Annotated in this window: 13 protein-coding genes, 2 tRNA genes and 1 pseudogene; 2 read left to right on the top strand and 14 right to left on the bottom strand. The window is 65.9% G+C overall.

What is annotated here, in order from left to right; genetic code table 11:
* Window positions 1-6 precede the first annotated feature (6 nt).
* Window positions 7-864 (top strand): hypothetical protein, encoded by an 858-nt coding sequence (locus tag AC1DVZ_RS08635; RefSeq protein ID WP_477617771.1) that lies wholly within the window; start codon window positions 7-9, stop codon window positions 862-864.
* A 175-nt stretch (window positions 865-1,039) separates the two neighbouring features.
* Here the strand turns inward: AC1DVZ_RS08635 and AC1DVZ_RS08630 are convergent, their stop codons facing one another.
* The 4 genes from AC1DVZ_RS08630 to AC1DVZ_RS08615 all read right to left on the bottom strand — a co-directional run bounded on the left by AC1DVZ_RS08630 (window position 1,040) and on the right by AC1DVZ_RS08615 (window position 11,637).
* A complete protein-coding gene (locus AC1DVZ_RS08630) occupies window positions 1,040-2,191 on the bottom strand; it encodes a PD-(D/E)XK nuclease family protein (protein WP_477617770.1) in 1,152 nt (383 codons plus the stop codon).
* Window positions 2,188-7,536, bottom strand: coding sequence for a DEAD/DEAH box helicase (locus AC1DVZ_RS08625; RefSeq protein WP_477617769.1), 5,349 nt, complete (start codon window positions 7,534-7,536; stop codon window positions 2,188-2,190). The genes AC1DVZ_RS08630 and AC1DVZ_RS08625 overlap by 4 nt, the downstream gene beginning before the upstream one ends.
* 11 nt (window positions 7,537-7,547) lie before the next feature.
* Window positions 7,548-10,601: a hypothetical protein gene (locus AC1DVZ_RS08620; RefSeq protein WP_477617768.1), complete on the bottom strand. Its 3,054-nt coding sequence runs from the start codon at window positions 10,599-10,601 to the stop codon at window positions 7,548-7,550.
* Window positions 10,602-11,466: 865 nt separating this feature from the next.
* A complete protein-coding gene (locus AC1DVZ_RS08615) occupies window positions 11,467-11,637 on the bottom strand; it encodes a hypothetical protein (protein WP_477617767.1) in 171 nt (56 codons plus the stop codon).
* Between AC1DVZ_RS08615 and AC1DVZ_RS08610 the strand changes: the two are divergent.
* Window positions 11,569-11,793: pseudogene (locus tag AC1DVZ_RS08610) on the top strand (hypothetical protein); the annotation flags it as partial. The gene AC1DVZ_RS08615 and the pseudogene AC1DVZ_RS08610 overlap by 69 nt on opposite strands.
* A gap of 10 nt (window positions 11,794-11,803) precedes the next feature.
* Here AC1DVZ_RS08610 and AC1DVZ_RS08605 read toward each other — a convergent pair.
* The 10 genes from AC1DVZ_RS08605 to gnd all read right to left on the bottom strand — a co-directional run bounded on the left by AC1DVZ_RS08605 (window position 11,804) and on the right by gnd (window position 21,460).
* Window positions 11,804-11,879 (bottom strand) — tRNA-Ala (locus AC1DVZ_RS08605).
* A gap of 50 nt (window positions 11,880-11,929) precedes the next feature.
* Window positions 11,930-12,049: a DLW-39 family protein gene (locus AC1DVZ_RS08600; RefSeq protein ID WP_241668311.1), complete on the bottom strand. Its 120-nt coding sequence runs from the start codon at window positions 12,047-12,049 to the stop codon at window positions 11,930-11,932.
* A gap of 43 nt (window positions 12,050-12,092) precedes the next feature.
* Window positions 12,093-12,169 (bottom strand) — tRNA-Ile (locus AC1DVZ_RS08595).
* Window positions 12,170-12,321: 152 nt separating this feature from the next.
* A complete protein-coding gene (locus AC1DVZ_RS08590; RefSeq protein WP_477617766.1) occupies window positions 12,322-12,783 on the bottom strand; it encodes a DUF3566 domain-containing protein in 462 nt (153 codons plus the stop codon).
* A gap of 56 nt (window positions 12,784-12,839) precedes the next feature.
* Window positions 12,840-15,476, bottom strand: a complete 2,637-nt coding sequence (gene gyrA, locus AC1DVZ_RS08585) for a DNA gyrase subunit A (protein WP_477617765.1) — start codon at window positions 15,474-15,476, stop codon at window positions 12,840-12,842.
* A gap of 162 nt (window positions 15,477-15,638) precedes the next feature.
* Window positions 15,639-17,651 carry a DNA topoisomerase (ATP-hydrolyzing) subunit B gene (gene gyrB, locus AC1DVZ_RS08580; RefSeq protein WP_477617800.1) on the bottom strand — a complete coding sequence of 671 codons (2,013 nt, stop codon included), beginning with the start codon at window positions 17,649-17,651 and terminating at the stop codon, window positions 15,639-15,641.
* 430 nt (window positions 17,652-18,081) lie between these two features.
* Window positions 18,082-18,534, bottom strand: a complete 453-nt coding sequence (locus AC1DVZ_RS08575; protein WP_477617764.1) for an acyl-CoA thioesterase — start codon at window positions 18,532-18,534, stop codon at window positions 18,082-18,084.
* A gap of 25 nt (window positions 18,535-18,559) precedes the next feature.
* Window positions 18,560-19,141, bottom strand: a complete 582-nt coding sequence (locus AC1DVZ_RS08570) for a DciA family protein (protein WP_477617763.1) — start codon at window positions 19,139-19,141, stop codon at window positions 18,560-18,562.
* Entirely contained in the window at window positions 19,134-20,336 is a 1,203-nt protein-coding gene (gene recF / locus AC1DVZ_RS08565) for a DNA replication/repair protein RecF (RefSeq protein ID WP_477617762.1), read from the bottom strand. The genes AC1DVZ_RS08570 and recF overlap by 8 nt, the downstream gene beginning before the upstream one ends.
* Before the next feature lie 32 nt (window positions 20,337-20,368).
* Complete coding sequence (gnd, locus tag AC1DVZ_RS08560; protein WP_477617761.1) at window positions 20,369-21,460, bottom strand: phosphogluconate dehydrogenase (NAD(+)-dependent, decarboxylating); 1,092 nt, start codon at window positions 21,458-21,460, stop codon at window positions 20,369-20,371.

Here is a 21,460-nt window from a genome sequence, read left to right as displayed (position 1 = left end):
GCGAGGGTGTCTGACGACCCGCCCCTGCCGATCGACATCAGCATCCCGAGCATGCCGGTCGAGCTGGCTGTCGGCCGAGACCATCCTGGCCACCCAACAGCACTCGGCGGTTCACCCTCGGACTTCGCGCAGCTGAGGCAGGCATTTGCCGCCGACCAACAGCTCGCCCAAGAACTCCAATGGCTGCTGCATATCGCTGTTGAGAACTTCAACCCGTCCAGTCGCGCTAACCGATTCATCATCGGGGCTCTGGTCGAGTGGGGTATCGCTCTGGCCGCCTTTTCGGCGGGCATCCTGACCCTTCCGCAAGGTCATGACGCTGACGGCGACGACGTCGCAGGTCTGCGTGATGCTGCCAAGTACCGCTGGTCGGTGAAGTCATCGTTCTCCAAGCAGCGCAGTTACCAGTTCATCATTCAAAACGTCCGCGGTCGAAGGGAAGACGGCACGACTGAGCGCAAGATGGAGGAGACACTCTTCCTCCACCCACTGCTCCCTGGGATCGTGCACGTGGATCCTGTAGAACATCAGCAGGTCCTCGCCGCCCTCAAGTTCGACGGTGACGCATGGGTCCTGCCGCTACAAGCTCTTCAAGTCCATGCCGCGACGTGGCCCGAACACGTCATCCCGTTGGTCGTGCCTCCCAATCCCGGGGCCAAGGAGGTGGACCCCGCCATGGACATCATCCGCGCATTCGTTATGCAGCCACACTTTCAGCGACTCGGCTCAGCGTTCCGTCAACAGGCGGCCAGGTCCCAGTCCGACGTCGTCGATCGACTTCAAGAGATCAAGCGAATGGCAAGCACCGGTGCACTGACTGAGGTTCAGGCGTCAGCCGCCATAGATAAGGTTCTTGGGCTATAAGGGCGCAATGACGTCGGCGGCTCGTGTGATCTGCAACTGGCGGAAGCACTATGAGGTGACGGCCTAGCACGACGCGCCAGAGGCGCCCCCAGGCCGTGGCGCCGCGACGCGGTGTCCTGATCTCCGACACGCCAGTCCAGCAGTCAATGACCGGCCGGCTGATGCCCGCGAGTCGTCAGCCACCGGCGGTGGAGGGGCGGCGGCTATCTTCACGCCCTGGGAAATGGACGGAGCCGCACGGCTGGATCTGCCCACGGGACCGTATGCGTGAGTTCCAGCGCATGCGCCCCGTCGCGGGTCCCGCCCGCTCGAGGTCGACAGCGACTACTTCGTCGCCCAGTTCGGCCTGAACCCCCGGAGTCAGCAAGAGCCGGAACGACGTCGAGCCCGACAGCTCACTGGAAAGCTCCAGTCGAACGCTGTCTCGTCCGACCGCTTCAACTACAACACCGCGGACGTCAAGGCGCGGCCAGGCGTCGTTGCGGCTCTTCCAGTAGTCCGCGCACACGACGCGAAAGGGGCACCACATACAGGTCTCAGGACTAGGGCGCGCATCGACGTGTCCGGTATCGAGCATCTCGTTGAAGGAGTCGATCGCCTCGTTGGCCTGGACAACGGTCTGCTCAACCTGGCCGCGCTCGACCTCTCTCTTTTCCTCGCGTCCTCGCACATCCTGAATAACGACGTCATTCGGGGGGCTGCCATAGGCCGTCAGGACCAAATGCGCGTAGATCAGCAGCTGGCGCTGTTGGTCTTCAGAAACCCCTGCTTGGCCCACGCCCGACTTGAGGTCGACAACCCGGATCCTCCCGTCCCGGATCTCGACGCGATCAGGAGCTCCGCATAGCCGAGTGGGTTTGTCTTCGAGGTACCGCTCAACCCAAGGCAGCGCGGCCTTCCCTGTCGACTTTCGGGCGTTCCCACGCGCCGGCGGGCCAACCCTCTCCGCTGGGAGGTCGGCGAGCCGTCGGATCAGACGAACTCGCGTTGCGACGTAGCCTGGCCAGTCCTTCGGAGCGGGCACCTGTCGGTCGGGCCAGGCTTGCTCAATGAGGAGGTTCTCTTGCTGGACCAAGGCTTCCCACTGCGCCTCCAGCCACGCCTTCCGATCGGGAGGTGGGGGCGCGGCGCCACGCGCAACCAGTTCAGTGAGTCGGTGAGCCACCCGTCCCAGGGCTGTCCGAGTGGATCGAGCGACCCAGTCCTTGGTCCGCGGATCTCGTTGAAACGCCAGACGTTTCGGACATGTCAGGAGGACGCTGAAAGCCGAAGGCGAGATCTGATTTAGCGGCTCGCCACCCGGTTCCGGCCAGGCCAGGGACGTCACATGAGCCACCTCAGCAGGGAGAGGGGCCTCCGGAGCGCTTCGAATACGTCACTCTGCGTGGTTCCCTTCGAGCCACGCGAGTCCGCGAGTTCGTCGATGGCGACGATCTGTTCGTCAACGGCGTAGTCCTCGTTGCGCTGCCAGAGCGGGTGGCCCAGCAGCACGGCTTTGCCTTGGTCTCTATGCGCGAGGTACGGCACCCCACCGTCTGTCTGCCCCGCCTCGAGGCTCATTAGGCGCGTAGAGGCAATCCCTCGCGCGGTCTCGAGCCCAAGGTCGAACCACCGAGATGCGGCGAGGTCGTCACCTGCAAGGAGGTCCAGCATGTCCAGGGCGAGCCTCCAGTCGAGAGCTCCATGGAGCCGGCGGTTGTCATAAGAGCGGAGGCAGTCGAGACAGGAGGAGGCGCAGGCTGAGTGAACCTTCTCGTTCCAATCCCGCTCCAACGCCCCTCGGGTGGTGCTAAGCAGCTCTCTGAAGTTGCCCTCGCTGCCAAGTTCCGCCGCGTACCCCGCGCCATTGTCGAGGGCATCAGCGATGAACACCGTCATCGACCCTTGACTCGTCGGGTAGAGACCGAACTCGAGCTCCTGCGGGTCGATGTCAAGGAGGCGCTTGGCGCTTCGACGCAGGACCTCCGCCAGGGACCAATAGGCAGCCATGCCTGCCGGCAGCACCTTTGGCGAGTACGGCACCAGACCACCCGGCAGATTTGGGTTCTGAAGTCCCACCGTCAGGACGTCTGTAGTTCGTAGTTCGCCGATCGCGATCTCCTTGAGCGGCGTGAGGTTCGGAGGCCAGCCCTTGACGTCCGGGAAAAGGGACGGGTCGGTGACGAGGTAGCTGCCATCACCATCTCTGGCGACGGGGAAGAGCGCGCCGTTGTTGTCGTTGATCTGTACCAGTTGCGCCTGGTCGTACGACAAGAGCGTGGCTCCGTCGATGGTTAGCTCGCGGTCGGGCGGCCCACTCACGGAGATGGAGGGCGCGCCAGCGCTGGGCGACTCGTCGTTCTCGTCGTCGAAGTCTTCTTGCCGGTACGTGGTCCGGAAGCCCGACGGTTGGTGCATGGGGATAAGCCGCAAGGTTGCGGTACAGATCTGACAGATTTCCGTGGTTGGCTCGACGAAGGTCGCACCGCAGGCGTCGCAGGCACCGATTCGTACCTCCGGACCGATCGGATCGACCGGGGCCATTCCCTTCCATGTAGGCGTCCAGTCAGCGAAGCCGGCGACGGTGTGGAGAGCACCATCACGAACGACCCTCGCACCGGGGGCGAACATGGAGACAGCCTGATCGAGGGGCCTGTCGGACACAGACACCGTGTCGAGCTCACTGAGTGCCTTGGGACGCTTCCTGACTAGTCTCCGCACGCGTGTCGGGAAGCCGAACATCGGGAGGACTCCGTACGTCGCAAGGAGTTCGCTGAGTTCAGCCGTAGCCCCACCATCACGCTGTATCGCATCGTCGACTTCATGAATGAGTACTCCGTTGGCTGCCCACGAAACGATCTCGTCGCGCTGCTTCTGGTCCAGCCCCGTGTAGGCGCAGAACCGCCCCACCGTCGAGCCGACGTTTCCGCTCCCGCGCATCCACCCGTCGACCTCGGATCGATAAGCCGGCCAGTCATTCGTTGCGCCGAATGTTCCGTGGATGCTGCTGCGGGTCCATTGAGGTGAGTCTGCGAGCGCTAGGAATGCGCGCCGGAGCAGTTCCGCCGCAACAACTCGGCGCACGATCCTAGGACGCTGCAGGTCGAGGAACGGCTGCGGTGGGTCGTCGCCCGTCATCCTTTGCGGGTTGGCGTAGTAGTCGTCATCATGCGTCCGGTCCCGACATACCGTGACGGCATACGAGAACACCTGCCCCGCGCGACCGACTCGACCCACGCGCTGTTGGTAGTTGAACCGTTGCGGCGGCATGTTGGCCATTAGGGTCGATCGGAGCGAGCCAATGTCGACGCCGACCTCCATCGTCGTGGTGACGCTGAGAACGTCCAAGGGAACCGTCAGGTCGTTTTCAATCGGGTTCGGGAGGAGTACCTCCTTGAAGACCCGCGCACGTCGACGCTGCTCACTTAGCGGTTTGGTCTGTCCGGTGAGCTCAGCGGTCGCCATGCGTCGGGGCAGCTGCCTGGCAAGCCAGCCGTAATAGTCGGTCTCGAGGTCATCATCGCGCCTCGCTCGCGCGGCTAGCTTAGGTCGGTAGCAGCCATGGTTCGCGCACACGCCAGCCGAACCGTGACCGTGGGAGAAGCTACACACTTCGCATACGAACTCCTCCATGCTGCAGGGAACGAGCACGAGGGGGACTGCCAGCGACTTCAGGTCAAGAAGCCAGTCTTGGACGAGGCCGGCTTTGACCAGCTCGGTCGAAACCCATTCCTGCAGTTCGCCTGTGTCGACTGCATGCGACTCCGCAACTGCCTTGAGGTAGCCCTTCACAGCCGGCGGTGGCGAAGCGGCTGGGTTGGCGTCGCTTCCGACCCAGCGGCGACGTATGCCGAGGATCCTGATGACCGAGCTGAGCACCTGACCATCGAGGCCCTCGCTACTCAGGGGGCCTCGCGTTGTGGGCTTGCGTCCGCTGGCGAAGTAGGCGATTCCCATGGCCTCAAGATCCCGGCCAGCTCGACCAAATAGCGCGGTCGCAAGGGCCGTCGCGAGCCGCTCTCGGTGCATAGCTGCCTGGGGTTCCCGGACACCTGCCGGAAGGGGGGTCCATAGCCCGGGCCTCGGCGGGGCGAACGCCTCCCACCATGGGCTTTCATCTTGGTTCTTGGCCGCCGAAGGGCCGGAGCCCGCTGGCGGAATTCCCAGAGAGACCAGCCGCCCTACAAGTGATTGCCTCAACTCACCCCACTGAACGCGCGAGTTCCCTTTGGCTGCGCCGAGCGCTTCCTCGACGACGGACTGCTCGCTCGTATTCAGCGGCACAAAGACTGCCTTGGCCATCAGTTGTGTCGCCTCGGGATAGCGCACCTTGAAGTCCTCGAACGCCAGCTGCTCGGCGGCGTCGAGAGGCTCCATACGCGCGGCCCTCGGAACGAGCTCCCCCATGTCCATCGGCCCCTCAGCGAGGATCTGCTGGGTCACCTGCCGGATCACGTCTCGGTAGTGATTGAGGCCGACGCCTGCCGCTGTGCGAGCAGCGTCGTCCCGGCTGTCCGTGAACACGATCGTCCGGCTCTCGGCCGCCGTCTCACCCATGCTCCTTACCAGTTGAGATAGGTACAGCTGGGTGGACTGTGACGCCCCCGAAGTGTGGGCACGGATAGGGCTACGAACGGTGCCGGAGAAGAACTTCCCGCCTGGGTTCCAACCTTCGCTGTCGCAGCGGGGGCATCGATCCGGCAGCGCAGGTATCTTGACTGGGCCGTCTTGGACTGGAGAGTCCACTCTCAGAACCCACCCGTTCCCATCACCGAGCGTCGGACTGATCAGGCCGACCGCGGGGTCCAGTCGTGCCGGAGCAAACGAGAAGGCGACCGTCTTCTTGATTTCTGGGATCGTCTTCGTCCAGGACGGATCCGCTTCGATTGGTCTGTCCCCTGGCCAGAACCAGACGTAGTCCCCATGCAACCGCCGGAACACGGGAGGCGCCTCCGCGCTGACCACACCCACATTTGCTGAACCGATGACGACGCCGTCTCCCTCCCCGGCGTTGGGATTGGCCCGGTCCACGACAAATCCGCCGAGGCTGACGTCACCACAGGAGTAGCAGTACAGCAGTTCAAGGACTCGTGACCCACAGGCGTCGCACGCCAATGTCGGGATGCCGAAAACCTTGCCCACCGTGCGACCCTGTTGAGCAGAGGCTTCCACGCCACTGCACTCTCGGTTGCTACACGCCCAGAGGCCGCGCATTGTGCGAACGAACTGATGCGCACGTATGGGCACACCGGCGTGCGTCTTCTCGGATTCGGCTAGTTCCGCAAGGACTCCCGCCAGTCCTTCAAGGTTCTCGTCGACGCACCCAAAGAGACGCTGTGCGACCACCGGAGCCTCAGTGGCTCGGGCACGTCCGGTGTCCGGGTCCACACAAGCAGCGGCCACGGCTTGTGAGAGAGGTCCTGACGCGGGCAGACCCGACCGCCGCACCGAGTTGTCACGGTCAAGGGTTCGCAGGGGCGGGAGCGCCAGGGGCCTGCCTGCGGTCACGAAGAAGCTTGAGCGGTCGCAGCCAAAGAACTGTTCCAGATAGCTCAGCCCGCCTGAGTCCTCGGAGAGCGAGGCGCTTGTGGCGATTACTCGAAGCTGGGGCGAGTCGGGCGCGAGATCAAGCCTTCCCAAGAGGTTGCGCACCACCATCGCGACCTCGCTGCCCTGCGTGCCGCGGTACAGGTGGAGTTCATCGACCACGAGGGTGAAGACATTGGCGGTGGAACTCGCAAGCCAAGCTTGTGTCTTCTCGAAGACAGCCTCCTCGTGGTGGCGCATCAACATCGCGTTTAGCATCGAGTAGTTGGTCACGAGGACGTCAGGTGGAGTTTCGACCATCTCCCAGCGCACTAGGAGCTCGTGGGCAGTTAGATCGGGGAACTGTGCGAGGTCCTCCTCGGTGATCGTTCTCTCGCCGCGCAGCCGTGAGAACTCGTCGGTCTGGTCCCTGAGCTGGCTAAGCACGTCCTCGAAGGCGAGGCCACCTGCTTGAGGGCGCTTCGTACTTCCTAGGCTCACGCCCGTGTAGCGGCCAAACCACAGGGGGCGTGAGGGTAGCTCGTCGCCAATCCGACGCACCGCGCGCCTCAGCCTGGTCATCTGGTCCTCGACCAGCGCGTTCGTGGGGTACAGGATCAGGGTTCGAACTGCTGCCTGCCGATTTTCAGGAGCGCGCATCGGCCGCCATTTAGAGGGATCCGGCTTCCCCCGCCACCACAGATCTGGCGCGGCCTGAGGCTCCCACGCTTGAGCTTCCTCGGTGAGACGCAGGAGGGTCGGCAAGAGGAACCCTTCCGTCTTGCCCGAGCCCGTTCCCGAGGTGATCACAACGTTCCGACCGTCGTGAGCCCCGGGCTTGAAATGGTGCAGGACAGCGTTGGCTTGGTGCTCGCGCAACCTGATGGTCTCGCCTGGCTTGAGGAAGGATCCGAAGAGGGCCTTCCCGACAATCAGCGCCGTCTCGTCAGAGATCCCAGCCTGCCGGGTCGTGTCTAGGAGATCATCCGTCGGAGGATAAGGCAGCACCGGCTCGAGGAGGCACTCGCTGAGCAGCATGTCCCTGGACTGCAGGACCTGACGGCGCTCTCGCATGAGCTGTTCGTTGCGAAGCCAGAAGGCGGTGTCAACGTAGCGAAGGTAGGCGGATGCCAAGTCCTCACGAAGGGTGAGCGGGGTGGTCTTCATGAAACCTCAGTTCAGGAGGCGAGCAAGGAGTTGAGGTCGTCAGCGACCCAGCGGGGGACGTCTCGGTAGCCGATGGAGCGCGTCTTGATGGAGATGACGGGCGCTCGGCCTGAACACAACGACGCGACGCGTCCGTAGAGTCCCGGCAGGTCAGCGCCGAGCGGGACGAGCAGCATGGACTGACGCTCGAGGTAGCCAAGCAACGGTGTCTTAGACGCGCGCGCGGCCAGATGCTTCACGAGCTGAATGCTGCCAATGCGGGCACAGCGATCCAGCGCTCCTCGGTGATCGACCCAAAGGGTTGTGGTGCGGAACGACTGCTCCAAGCGGTAAGCGCCGGGGACGCCCACTCCCGGTACCGGCCTCCAGGCGGCGTCGTGGACATTGAAGATCGCTGCCTTGGTGTAGTCAGGAATGGGGATCTCCGTCAGCCCTTCCTCCACCTCGCTCAACGGAGGCAGTGCAGCCATCATTCGTCTGACGGCATCGGAAACCACGTACGCCTCGACGCCGAGCTCGTTCACTAGGTCCGTCAACGTGTCCGCGTCGACCCCCCGGGCGAACCAGCTGGTGAGTTGGTCGTCCTTTCTCTCGGGAACTAGCTCACCCCCTCGGTCCAACAGTCCCTTCCCGAGTGCACCTCGAGAGCCCGACGACCACACCCCCGCCAGGACAAACCCCGACTGCAAAGTCTCCGCCAGGTAGGCGGGGTTCGCTTCCCAGTCTCGTGGCTGTAGCCCTGAGTCTCGACGCACGTCGATCTGGCCCAAGGTCTCAAGGGTGCGAAGGAACCCGTCAACGAACAGGCTCGACCCCTCCGCTTGGGTCGCCACCCTCTCAAATGAGCCGATGCTGCCTCCCCCGACGTGGACCAGGGCATCCATGCACTCGTCCCACGTCGCACCGAGCTCTGTGTGGCTGGGCAACTGGGAGAAGTGGATCGTCGGAGCGTCCTGGGTCTGGGTTCCGGGCTTCTTCCATCGGGGTGTCGCGGGAAGCGACTTCTTGAGGCCGCATGTCTTGCACACCCCGAGTATCTGTCCCCTAACTTTGCCCCCGTAGAAGGTGGGGAGTTCCAGATAGTGCGCTCCAGTGACAATGCACGACTTGGGGTCGGCAACGCCGAGCACCACCACCGGCGCGGCGGATGACGACGACCGGCGAATGCTCCAGCCTGCGCCGTCGCGCGCTGGGACGGTGGCCAGGATGCCAGCACGCTCTCCAATGGTGTTCAGGCCGTCAACGATGATGGTGCTGTCTTCTCCAGCTTCTACCGCGGACAACGGGCCGGCATCATTGCGGTCGATCTCGTAATTGAGGCGAGCACACGTCTCCCAACTGACTGCGTCGGGCGTGTCAGCCGATCGCAGGCGCAATGTGCTGAGCGCGATCGCGCTGCCGTTAACGGCGAGTTCGACCTCGTAATCCCCATCGGTCAGACCCAAGTCGGCAAGTGGCACAACCATGGCCGACACCGCGTCTGTCCACGAGCCACGCTGCACACGGTCGTCGCGGAGTTCCGTGAGCGTGATGGACATTTCCTCAGCGTCAGCGACTACCGCCCGGATCTCGGGTGGGTGCAAGCTCGACCATTTGCGGATCCGTCCGGGCATCTTCAGGCCGCCAGCCATGTTCAATTGCGCCGTTGTCAGTGGAACAAGAGCGTGGAGGTCCAGTCGCTGCACACCTTGGGGTATGGCGTAGAGCTGCACGTCGTCGACTAGGGCCCAACCTTCGGGCAGTCCGGTCAGGGCCGGTTGTTCCGAGTCGGCCGAGGATCTATACACGGTGCCGTGATGTCCGTATTTCGCAATCACATCGAGGACATCGGCGACTAGCGTCTTGTCGTCCTTGACGAGCACCAATGCGTCGTCGGCCAGCTGAACGCGGTCGACCTCCACGAGGATGCCCAGCAGCTCATCCTTCCTAAGGGGGACGACTCGTCTCGGCCGCCTGGTTATGGTCTGGCCAGAGCCGGGCTCCTCAAAGGTCAGGACGGCCCCAACAAGGGAACTTGGGTCCAACCTGCTTCCGGGGGTGGGGCGGAGGCGGGCGCCGGCGGCGGGGATGACTCCGATGAATGGCGCCCCCTCCGCGGATTTGATTCGGAGGGAGCCGACCGGCATAGGGGTCGGTAGCCGGGCCGCGAACGACAGTTCCAGACTGCGCGACCCGAACTGCTGGCGCATCAGTGCGGTTAGTTGGACCTCGCCAGACCCCTTGACGGCTCCGTCGGATGCGTCGCGCGCCGTGCCGTCCCAATGCGCAAGTTCGACCGCAACGACTCCCGCAATACGTTCGCGTGCTTTGTTGCCCTCCCACAACTTCCGAAGGTTCGCCGTGACTGGTGTCGGCGACTGCCGGATCCAAACGTCCAGCAGCCTCTCCAGGTCCGCGGCGATCAGCTCGGAACCTGGCGCCAGTCCGAACTGCCTAAAGAAGTTGGGCAGGCGGCCACGATCAGTTGCCCGGACCAGTGCCTGAGACTGGGGTATGCCGACATAACGATGACCAAGTGCATAGGCAGTCGGCAGGCCGTGACGGCCCTCGCGTGCTTCGAGGTACTCGTTTAAGCCTCGCCAGAATGACTCCGTGATAGGAAACTTCGTAACAAGCCGCCTTGTGTCCTTGGCATCCAAGCTGAAGAGCTGGCCGAGTCGAGGGTAGTAAGCATGAGCGGCAAGGCTGCCATCGGAGCCCATCTTCTCTGCAGCAATCACCAACGTCGTGAGGAGCGCAACGACGGGCGGCGGGGTGAGTTCCTGGGCCAACCGTTTGCCCCGGGGCCCAGCAGAGCGCAGGGACTGTCGTCGCCAGCGGTTGTACCGAAGGACGTGCTGCGATAGCACTGACTCGCCATTAGCCAGCCCCAGGGTTGGGCGAACCGAGGCCACCAATGCGTCGGTTGCTCCCTTGGCTGGAAGACCCATCCCTTTGGCGCAGTCCTCAATGAAGGAAGAGTCGACATCGATGTATGCCGGGAGGTCCGCCTGATCACCTCCGAAGAACTGGGCCGTCAGTGCCTCATTCCAGCGGTCGTACTCAGACCAGTCGCCTTGATCCACCCTGGTTCCTCGATCCTGATCTTGCGGTCTGCTACCCCATGGCAGCGCGCACAACTCTTACTACCCCTGCCCCCGGCTCCCTTGACCGTTTGGAAGATCACCGGTCGCGTTTCGGGAGGCGCCGTCTCATCGCGAGACCAACGCAATGCACGGTATGACAGGTTTTGGGCGCGTGCACGGGAATGTGTCGAAATAGCCCATGGCTAGCTGGGGTGTGGGGCCGAGGACGGCCGGCCATCACCGCCCGCAGACGGCCTCGTCGGCGGACCCAGCGCCTTAGTATCTGAGAGGGCCGTGTTCAGCAAGGGACGTCCTGGGAACACCGGGCGGATCAGAGATCTCGGGGGGGTGGCCCATCGACCAACGACGGTCTGCACGCGTGCAGACCGTCGTTGGGGACGTGCTTTCGCAGTTCATGCCGAAGGCGGTGCCGATCACAGGCCGAACCTCGAGTACCACCAACTCCTTCATCAACTCGATCATCCCTGTGGTCGTGCCAACCGTGAACGAGGTGAGCAAGGCCCTTTCGATCTTGGAGATGACGGATGGAGTTCACTGCGCGTACTGCGGCGATCCGCACACGGAATGGGACCACCTTCGTCCCCTCGTCCTGGGGAAGCAGCCAACGGGCTACATCAGCGAGTCATAACCTCGTCCCCGCGTGTGGGAAGTGCAATCAGTCCAAGGGAAACAAAGATTGGCGAGAGTGGATGTTTGGCCCCGCGAAGCGATCTCCGGCCACCAGAGGCGTCGCAGGGCTTGAAATCAGACCGGAGCGCTTGAGCGCCTTCGAGGCCCGGGCCGAGCCAACCCGCCTGGAGTTTGCAGCACTGGCGGGTCCGGAACTGTGGTCCGCACATTGGGATCACCACGCACGCATCGTGACCTTGATGAAGGAAGCACAGTTGATTGCTGCGGAGATTCGTGAGTCCGTGAAGCGGCAATACGTGGCATCGTCACCCACCCGCTGCACCACATCGGCGTCGGTGCCGAACACGCCGGCACCCAGGTCCTCAAACTCGTCGACGGACTCCACGTCCGGATCATCAACGCCGCAACCGGAGAACGGCTCCGCGAGCTCACCCTCGACCCAACCAGGAACTACCAGCCCCTCGGCAGACCACCCGGCCCCAAACCAAGAACCAGAAAGCCGGACCAAAATCCTGGGTCCGGCCTGTCCGGGATCTCCTGAGAGATCACAGTGGTGGAGCCAAGGGGACTCGAACCCCTAACCCCCTGCTTGCAAAGCAGGTGCGCTACCAATTGCGCCATGGCCCCGTCGGATCACGGTCCGGCACGAGGCCGGCCCGGTCACCGGGTTTGGTTGCCTACTTCGGGGAGTCCGTCGCCTCGGCCCAGAGGTCCTTCTCGGCCTGTTGGGCCTTGAGCTTCCGCTGGATTGCCGTGGCGCCGATGGCCGTCACGATGAGGAGCAGGAGCTTCTTCATGGGCCGTCGCCTTCCCTCGCTGAGCAACCGCGGGGATCGGGATTGGTGGGCCTAACAGGACTTGAACCTGTGGCCTCTTCCTTATCAGGGAAGCGCTCTAACCGTCTGAGCTATAGGCCCGTGAGCCCAATCTCCGCTGCGCCACGGGAGGTGGCGCGAGGCACGAGGTTACAGCACCGACATCCGCACAACCAAAACGGTTACCGCCCGCCGACCTGTGCAGGTCAGCGGGCGGTTTCCGGTATGCCGTGGGGCCGGGTTTCGGGGCCGGTTCAGTCGTCGGTCAGGGTGAGCTGGAGGCCGCCGACCAGGGCCGAGCAGATGTTGTAGAGGAACGCGCCGAGGGTCGACAGGGCGGTCAGCAGGATGACGTCGATGACCCCGATGACGATCGACAGGGACAGCACCCGGCCGAAGCCGAGGAAGTCCATGATGTCGAACGGGTTCTCCGAGTCACTGATGATCGTGCCGACCAGGCGGTTGACCTCACTGAAGACGCCCATGCCGGACAGGATCATCCACAGCACCGCCACCATCACGACGCCGGCGATGCCCAGGGCGACCGAGATGAGGAACGACATCTTCATCGCCGACCAGGGGTCGACGCGCGAGACCGTGAGCTTGACCCGACGGGCGCGGGCGGCCGCGGCAGCGGACTGGCCGCCGGTGGGACGACCCGGAGCACCGGTCGGACGTGAGGCGCCCGGGGTCGAGCCCGCCTGGCCCGTGCTCACAGTGGGGGCGGAACCTCCCTGGGGGAGGGCCGACCTGCTGGTCTGGCCTGCCGTGCTCACTCGCTACCTCCACTGGCGTCGCTCTCAGGTGCCTCGGACGCCTGCTCGGCACCCCCGGCAACCTGCTCGTTTCCAGACGACGGTACGGCATCAACGCCCGCTGAGGCGTCTTCACTGGTCGCGTCGGACGCAACAACTGCATCACGCACGTCACCCGCGTCGACCTCGTCCACCGCCCGCTCGGGGTTTCTCGCCAGCGCGACGACCGAGTCACCGGTGCCGGGGTTGGCGAACTTCATGCCCTGGGTGTTGCGGCCGCGCCGCGTGACCGGGCTGACCGGCATACGCACGATGTTGCCCTTGCCCATGATGACCAGGACCTCGTCGTCCTCGCTCACCGTGAGGGCCCCGACGAGGTCGCCGTTGCGCTCGGTGATCTTGGCGACGGCGACACCGAGGCCACCACGGCCCTTGGCGTTCCAGTCCGAGGCCGGCGAGCGCTTGGCCATGCCGTTCTCGAAGACCACGAACACGTCGGGGTCCTCACCCTCGTGGATGACGCTCAGCGACAGCAGCGAGTCGTCGCCGCGGAACCGCATGCCCGTCACACCACTCGTCGCGCGACCCATCGGCCGCAGCTGGGCGTCGGTCGCGTGGAAGCGGACCGACTGCGCCTTGCGCGAGACCAGCAGCAGGTCGTCGGTCGGGGACGCGAGGTCCGCGGCCACGAGCTCGTCGCCCTCCTTGAGGTTGACGGCGATGAGGCCGCCGGTGCGGGGCGAGTCGTAGTCGCCGAGCCGGGTCTTCTTGACCAGGCCGTTCTTGGTGGCGAGCACGAGGTAGGGCTGTTGGGCGTAGTCACGCACGTCGAGGACCTGGGCGATCTTCTCGTCGGGCTGGAACGCCAGAAGGTTGGCGACGTGCTGGCCCTTGGCGTCACGCCCGGAGTCGGGCAGTTCGTAGGCCTTGGCGCGGTAGACCCGGCCGAGGTTGGTGAAGAAGAGCAGCCAGTGGTGTGACGTCGTGGTGAAGAAGTGGTCGACCATGTCGTCGCCACGCAGGGAGGCGCCGCGAACGCCCTTGCCGCCCCGGCCCTGCGAGCGGTAGGCGTCGACCCGGGTGCGCTTGGCGTAGCCGCCACGGGTGATGGTGACGACCACGTCCTCCTCGGGGATGAGGTCCTCCATCGACATGTCGCCGTCGAAGAACTCGATCCGGGTGCGTCGGTCGTCGCCGAACTTGTCGACGATGTCGCCCAGCTCGGTGGACACGATGCTCCGCTGCCGCTCGGGCTTGGCGAGGATGTCCTCGAAGTCCAGGATCATCGCCTCGAGCTCGTTGTGCTCGTCGATGATCTTCTGGCGCTCGAGGGCGGCCAGGCGCCGCAGCTGCATCTCGAGGATGGCGCGGGCCTGCAGCTCGTCGATGCCCAGCAGCTCGATCAGGCCGTCGCGGGCCGACTCGACGGTGGGCGAGCGCCGGATGAGGGCGATGACCTCGTCGAGGGCGTCGAGCGCCTTGAGCAGACCGCGCAGCACGTGGATCTGGGCCTCGGCCTTGCGCAGCCGGAACGCCGTCCGGCGCTGGATGACCTCGATCTGGTGCTCGACCCAGTGCCGGATGAAGGCGTCGATCGGCAGCGTGCGCGGCACCGCGTCGACCAGGGCGAGCATGTTGGCGCCGAAGTTGTTCTGCAGCTGGGTGTGCTTGTAGAGGTTGTTGAGCACGACCTTGGCCACGGCGTCGCGCTTGAGCACGATCACCAGGCGCTGGCCGGTGCGACCCGAGGTCTCGTCGCGGATGTCGGCGATGCCCGAGAGGCGGCCGTCCTTGATGAGCTCGGCGATCTTCTGGGCGAGGGTGTCGGGGTTGACCTGGTAGGGCAGCTCGGTGACCACGAGGCACTGCCGGCCCTGGATCTCCTCGACCTCGACGACCGCGCGCATGATGACCGAGCCGCGGCCGGTTCGGTAGGCCTCCTCGATGCCCTTGCGACCCAGGATGAGCGCACCCGTCGGGAAGTCGGGGCCCGTGATCCGCGCGAACACGGCGTCGAAGGTCTCGTCACGGGTGGCGTCCGGGTGGGCGAGCAGCCACTGCGCGGCGTCGGCCACCTCGCGCAGGTTGTGCGGCGGGATGTTGGTGGCCATGCCGACCGCGATGCCGGAGCTGCCGTTGACGAGCAGGTTGGGGAACCGGCTCGGCAGGACGACCGGCTCCTGCGTCTTGCCGTCGTAGTTGTCGCGGAAGTCGACCGTGTCCTGGTCGATGTCGCGCACCATCTCCATGGCCAAGGGGGCCATCCGGCACTCGGTGTACCGCGGCGCGGCAGCCGGGTCGTCTCCCGGGCTGCCGAAGTTGCCCTGGCCGTCGACGAGCGGGTAGCGCAGCGACCAGTCCTGCACGAGGCGGACGAGGGCGTCGTAGATCGAGGAGTCACCGTGCGGGTGGTACTGACCCATCACCTCACCGACGACGCGGCTGCACTTGTTGTAGCCGCGGTCGGGGCGGTAGCCACCGTCGAACATCGCGTAGACGACGCGACGGTGCACCGGCTTGAGGCCGTCGCGCACGTCGGGCAGCGCCCGGCTCACGATCACCGTCATCGCGTAGTCGATGTAGCTGCGCTGCATCTCGGTGTTGAGGTCGACCGCTTCGGTGCGGTCGTACTCGATCGGCGGTATCTCAGTCATGAATTCCCTTGTCCGTCAATGCCATTCAACAGCGTGCCATTCAAACTTCGGGTGGTATGCCGTGCGGCGGGTTTCACGTGGAACCCTCACCAGGCGGCATACCTAGATGTCCAGCTGTGTCTCTTGGGACATCTTCGTCAACGCTCGTTCCTCGCTTGATCCTCAGATGTCGAGAAAACGCACGTCGCGGGCGTTGCGCTGGATGAAGCCACGCCGGGACTCGACGTCCTCGCCCATCAGGATCGCGAAGATCTCGTCGGCGGCGGCCGCGTCGTCGAGGGTGACCTGGAGGAGCACCCGGTGGTCGGGGTCCATCGTGGTCTCCCACAGCTCCTGGTAGTCCATCTCGCCCAGACCCTTGTAGCGCTGGATGCCGGCGTCCTTCGGCAGTCGCCAACCCTGGGCGAGGCCGGCCTGGACCATGGCGTCGCGCTCACGGTCGGAGTAGGCGAACTCGTGGGGGTGGTTGCTCCACTTGAGGCGGTAGAGCGGGGGCTGCGCGAGGTAGACGTAGCCCTCCTCGATCAGCGGGCGCATGAACCGGAAGAGCAGCGTCAGCAGGAGGGTGCGGATGTGCAGGCCGTCGACGTCGGCATCGGCCATCAGCACGATCTTGTGGTAGCGCGCCTTGGTCTTGTCGAAGTCCTCGCCGATGCCGGTGCCGAACGCCGAGATCAGCGCCTGGACCTCGTTGTTGGCGAGCACCTTGTCGATGCGGGCCTTCTCGACGTTGAGGATCTTGCCGCGGATCGGCAGGATCGCCTGGTTGTGCGGGTTGCGACCTCGCACGGCCGAGCCGCCGGCCGAGTCACCCTCGACGATGAAGACCTCAGAGATGGCCGGGTCCTTGCTCTGGCAGTCGCGCAGCTTGCCCGGCAGGCCACCGGACTCGAGCAGCCCCTTGCGCCGGGTCGCCTCGCGCGCCTTGCGGGCGGCCATGCGGGCGGCCGCGGCCTGGACGGACTTGCGGACGATGTCCTTGCCCTCGACCGGGTGGGCCTCGAGCCAGTGGCCGAACTCGTCGGTCATGGCGCGCTGGACGAAGCCCTTGACCTCGGAGTTGCCCAGCTTGGTCTTGGTCTGGCCCTCGAACTGCGGCTCGCCCAGCTTGACCGACACGACGGCGGTCAGGCCCTCGCGGATGTCGTCGCCGGTGAGGTTGTCGTCCTTCTCCTTGAGGAGGTTCTGCTTGCGCGCGAAGTCGTTGATGAGCTTGGTCATCGCCGCGCGGAAGCCCTCCTCGTGGGTGCCGCCCTCGTGGGTGTTGATCGTGTTGGCGTAGGTGTGCACCGACTCGGAGTAGGAGGTGGTCCACTGCATGGCCAGCTCGAGCGAGAGCTGGCGCTCGCTGTCCTCGGACTCGATCGAGATGATCTCGGCGTGCACCGGCTCGGACTTCTTCGAGGTCACGAGGTGGGTGACGTAGTCGACGAGCCCGTTGTCGTACTTGTAGGAGACCTTGCGCTGCTTCTTCTCGCTGACGTCGACGGTGTCCGTGTCGTCGTCGGCAGCGCGCTCCGGTTCGCGCTCGTCGGTGAGGTTGATCCGCAGCCCCTTGTTGAGGAACGCCATCTGCTGCATCCGGGCGCGGATCGTCTCGAAGTCGTAGGTGGTCGTCTCGAAGATGCCGCCGTCGGCCCAGTAGGTGATGGTGGTGCCGGTGCGGTCGGACGCCTCCATCTTCTCCAGGGGGGCGACGGCCTCGCCGCGGTCGAAGGTGACCCGGAAGACGTGGCCCTTCTGGAACACCTCGACGTCGAGCCGGGTCGAGAGCGCGTTGACCACGGAGGAGCCGACGCCGTGCAGGCCACCGGACACCTTGTAGCCGCCGCCACCGAACTTGCCGCCGGCGTGCAGCTGGGTGAGCACGAGCTCGACCGCGGACTTGCCCTCGGCCGGGTGGATGTCGGTGGGGATGCCGCGGCCGTTGTCGGCGACGCGCACCGCGCCGTCGGCCAGGAGCGTCACGTCGATGGTGTCGGCGAAGCCGGCGAGCGCCTCGTCGACGGAGTTGTCGACGATCTCCCAGACGAGGTGGTGCAGACCGCGCTCGCCGGTGGACCCGATGTACATGCCCGGGCGCTTGCGGACCGCCTCGAGACCCTCGAGGACCGTGATCTGGCTGGCGTCGTAGTCCGACCCGGGAGCAGCGCCGGCGAGGTCGGCCTCGGCCACCTCGCGGGCGGCCTCGGCCTGGGCGGCGGTGAGGTTCTCCGTGGTGGGTGCTGGGCTGGCTGCCGGGGTGCTGGGTGTGGTGCTGTCTGCGGGGGCGTTCTGGTCTGGCGTGTGGTCAGCCTCGGACACGGTGCTCCTTCTCCGGTGGCACAGCGAACACGGGGTGTCCCCGACGTGCTCGCTGAACCCGCTCATGGCACGCGACCAGACTGGAGACCAGCTGGTCGCGAATTCACCTCAGAGTCTACCTGTCGGGACTGTCAGATCTCACGTCAGGAGGCCCGGGAACGCGGATTTGGGACAAAAAAGTGCCCTCACACGGGTGGGGATACGCGGACCGCCCCCTGAGCGCCCGATTCTGGCGTTTCTGGCCCACCGTCAGCCCCGGGCGCGACGAGGGTTGCCTCGGGACAGAGGTGGCCTCGTGACCTCAGCGGGCGGCGACTGCCGACTCGAGCTGGGCCCGCACGGCCGGCGGGATCGGGACGCTGGCCCGCGAGTCCCGGTCGATGTAGACGTGCACCCAGTGTCCGAGGGCAGCGAGCTCGTCGGAGTGCGCGTCGAAGAGGCCCAGGCTGTACCTGATGCTGCTGCGTCCGAGGCGCTCCACCCGGACGGCGACGTCGAGCGGGCGTGGGTACTCCAGCTCACGGAAGAAGCGGCAGCCGGACTCGGCGACGACGCCGAGCTCGGGCAGCGCCGTCACGTCGACCTCGGCCTCGCCGCCGGTGATCAGCCAGCCGTTGATCGCTGAGTCGAACAGCTCGTAGTAGACGGCGTTGTTCAGGTGGCCGTACATGTCGTTGTCCGACCACCGGGTCGTGACCCGCACGACGTGGTCGAAGTGCGCGCGGGTGAGCGTTCGGTCAGCCTCGGCCGTCATGCGTCGATCCTAGGGAGCGGCCGGCTCAGCCGTAGGTGTCGCGCGGGCCGGGTCCCGTGGAGCGACGAAACCCCTTGGACCAGGACGGCGCGCTCGGGCCGACGATCTTCAGCGCCGTCACGGTGCCCTTGCCGACCTCCCCCTCGAGCCGCGACATGATCGAGAACTCCAGGAGCTTGAGCTGCGTGGTCCAGGCGGTCGAGTCGGCCCGGACCGTGAGGATCCCGAACTCGAACGTCACGGGCGTGCAGTGCTGGGCGACCTCCGGGCCGACGATGTCCGGCCACCGGCCCATCACCGACCCGACCGCCACGTCGACCTTCCACCCGCGGTCCGCCATCAACCGGTCCATCTGGTCGCCGAGCAGCAGCGGGTCGCGTCGGTCGGGCTTCGATCCCGACGACTGCACGCCGATCTGCCGTCGCCGCATCGGCTTGAGGCCCGGTCGTAGGCCCTTCTCGCGCGCGGCCGCCCGGGCCCGCGACAGCGCGGCCTCGGCTGCGTCGTCGACGAGGGCAGCGGGGTCCGGCTCGACTCCGGGAGCCGGTTCGCTGCCCGGTTCGACGTCCGGCTCAGGTCCCGGGTCAGGCAGGGTCTCGTCACTCACGCCTGGTCACCTCCCCGAGGCTCACCGCAAAGGTCTGGCCCACCAGGCTCTTCGGCACGTCGGCGTCGACCGCGGCGGTGATGAGCACCTGCTCGCAGTCGGCGACCATGGCCGCGAGCCGCTCGCGACGGCCGGTGTCGAGCTCGGCGAAGACGTCGTCGAGGATGAGGACCGGGTCCTCACCGAGGTCGTGCCGCAACAGCTGGTATGCCGCGAGCTTGAGTCCCAGCGCGAACGACCAGCTCTCACCGTGGCTGGCATAGCCCTTGGCCGGCAGCTCGCCGAGCGACAGCACGAGGTCGTCGCGATGCGGGCCGGCGAGCGAGATGCCCCGCTCGACCTCCTTGTCCCGCGAATCCTCGAGGGTGCCGAGGAGCTCGGCCCGCAGCGCGTCGATCTCGGGGACCTCACCGGCAGCCAGGGACGCCGCGGCGGCCTCGCGAAGGGAGCTCTTGTAGGAGACCCGTGCGTCGGACTGACCGGCACTCACCTCGTCGTAGGCCTTGGCCAGATAGGGACCCAGGTCGCGCAGCAGCCGCAGCCGGGCGTAGAGCAGCTGGGACCCGACCGTGGCCAGGTGGTCGTTCCAGATGTCGAGGGTGTGCAAGGCGGTGGCGCGAGCGTCGTCGACTGGCTCGTCGCTCGGTCGCGAGGGCGGCCTGCGCCGGGATCCCTTGCGAAGCAACGGTTGCGCGGACTTCAGCAACGCGTTGCGTTGCTTGAGGATCTTGTCGTAGTCGCTGCGCACTCCGGCCCAGCGGGGCTGGCGGGCCACGAGCAGGTCGTCGAGGAAGCGGCGGCGCTCCGAGGGGTCGCCCTTGACGAGGGCGAGGTCCTCGGGGGCGAAGAGCACCGTGCGCAGCGTGCCCAGCACCTCGCGCGGCCGCGACACGGGGGAGCGGCCGAGCCTGGCCCGGTTGGCCCGGCCCGGATTGAGCTCCAGCTCGAGCATCGTCTCGCGGCCGCCCCGCATCACGGCGCCGCGGATCACCGCCTGCTCGGCACCGAACCGCACCAGGGGCTGGTCGGTGGACACCCGGTGGCTGGACAGCGTGGCGAGGTAGCCGATGGCCTCGACGAGGTTGGTCTTGCCCTGGCCGTTCAGGCCGACCAGCGTGGTGACACCGGGCTCGAGCGGGAGGTCAGCGGCGGTGTAACTGCGGAAGTCGGCAACCGTGAGGTGCCGGACGTACACAGGCGGTCAGGAGTGCTCGTCGCGCTGCAGGCTCATCGCGCTGCGCGCTTGCTCGCCGACGCCGACCGCCCAGACCCAGAACGTGTCGAGCCGGTGCCCGAGGACGGGCCGGCCGTGGCCGCCTTGCGTCCCTTGGCGGCAGCCTTGGCCGGGCTCTTGGTGGGCTTCTCCTTCGTGGCGGCCTTGGCCGCCACCGCCGACTCGTGCTTCGGAGCACCGTCTGCGCGGAGCTTCTCACCCTCGGCGACCGACATCACCTGGTGTCCACCGAACCCGCCGCGCAGAGCCGCCACAGCCTGCATGGTCGGGGACTCCTGCTGGCGCGAGGCGAACCGGGAGAACAGCGACGCCGAGATGACCGGCATCGGCACCGAGTTGGCGATCGCCTCCTCGACGGTCCACCGACCCTCGCCCGAGTCGACGGTGTAGCCCGAGACGTCCTCGAGGTGCGGGTTCTTCTCGAGGGCGTCGACCAGCAGGTCGAGCAACCAGGAGCGGACGACCGTGCCACGGGTCCACGCCTTGAAGGCGCCCGGGACGTCGGTGACGATGTCCTTGGCCTCGAGCAGCTCGTAGCCCTCGGCGTAGGCCGCCATCAGGCCGTACTCGATGCCGTTGTGGACCATCTTCGTGTAGTGCCCGGCGCCGACCTTGCCGGCGTGGACGAAGCCCTCCTCGCGCGGACCCTCGGGCCGCAGCGCGTCGAAGATCGGCATCGCCTTGCGCACGTTGGCCGCCGAGCCACCGACCATGAGGCCGTAGCCGTTCTCCAGGCCCCAGATGCCGCCGCTCACCCCGCAGTCGAGGTAGCCGATGCCCTTGGCCTTCAAGAGCTTCTCGTTCTCGAAGTCATCGGTGAACCGGCTGTTGCCGCCGTCGATGACCATGTCGCCCTTGTCGAGCAGCTTGGCCAGCTGGGCCACCGTCTCGGTCGTGGGCGCGCCCGCCGGGACCATCACCCACACCGTCCGCGGGGCGTCGAGCGCCTTCACCAGTGCTGCCAGGGTCTTGACGTCCGCCACCGCGGGGTTGCGGTCGAAGCCGACCACCTCATGGCCGGCGCGGCGGATCCGCTCGCGCATGTTGCCGCCCATTTTGCCGAGACCGATCAGACCGAGCTGCAT

The sequence above is a fragment of the Pedococcus sp. P2_E5 genome (assembly GCF_056403895.1).
This window is presented reverse-complemented; position numbering and strand designations above follow the sequence as displayed.

Coding starts and splice junctions, on each gene's coding strand:
- gyrA (WP_477617765.1), bottom strand. CDS start 15,476: ATGACTGAGATACCGCCGATCGAGTACGACCGCACCGAAGCGGTCGAC.
- AC1DVZ_RS08600 (WP_241668311.1), bottom strand. CDS start 12,049: ATGAAGAAGCTCCTGCTCCTCATCGTGACGGCCATCGGCGCCACGGCA.
- AC1DVZ_RS08625 (WP_477617769.1), bottom strand. CDS start 7,536: ATGAAGACCACCCCGCTCACCCTTCGTGAGGACTTGGCATCCGCCTAC.
- AC1DVZ_RS08575 (WP_477617764.1), bottom strand. CDS start 18,534: ATGACGGCCGAGGCTGACCGAACGCTCACCCGCGCGCACTTCGACCAC.
- gnd (WP_477617761.1), bottom strand. CDS start 21,460: ATGCAGCTCGGTCTGATCGGTCTCGGCAAAATGGGCGGCAACATGCGC.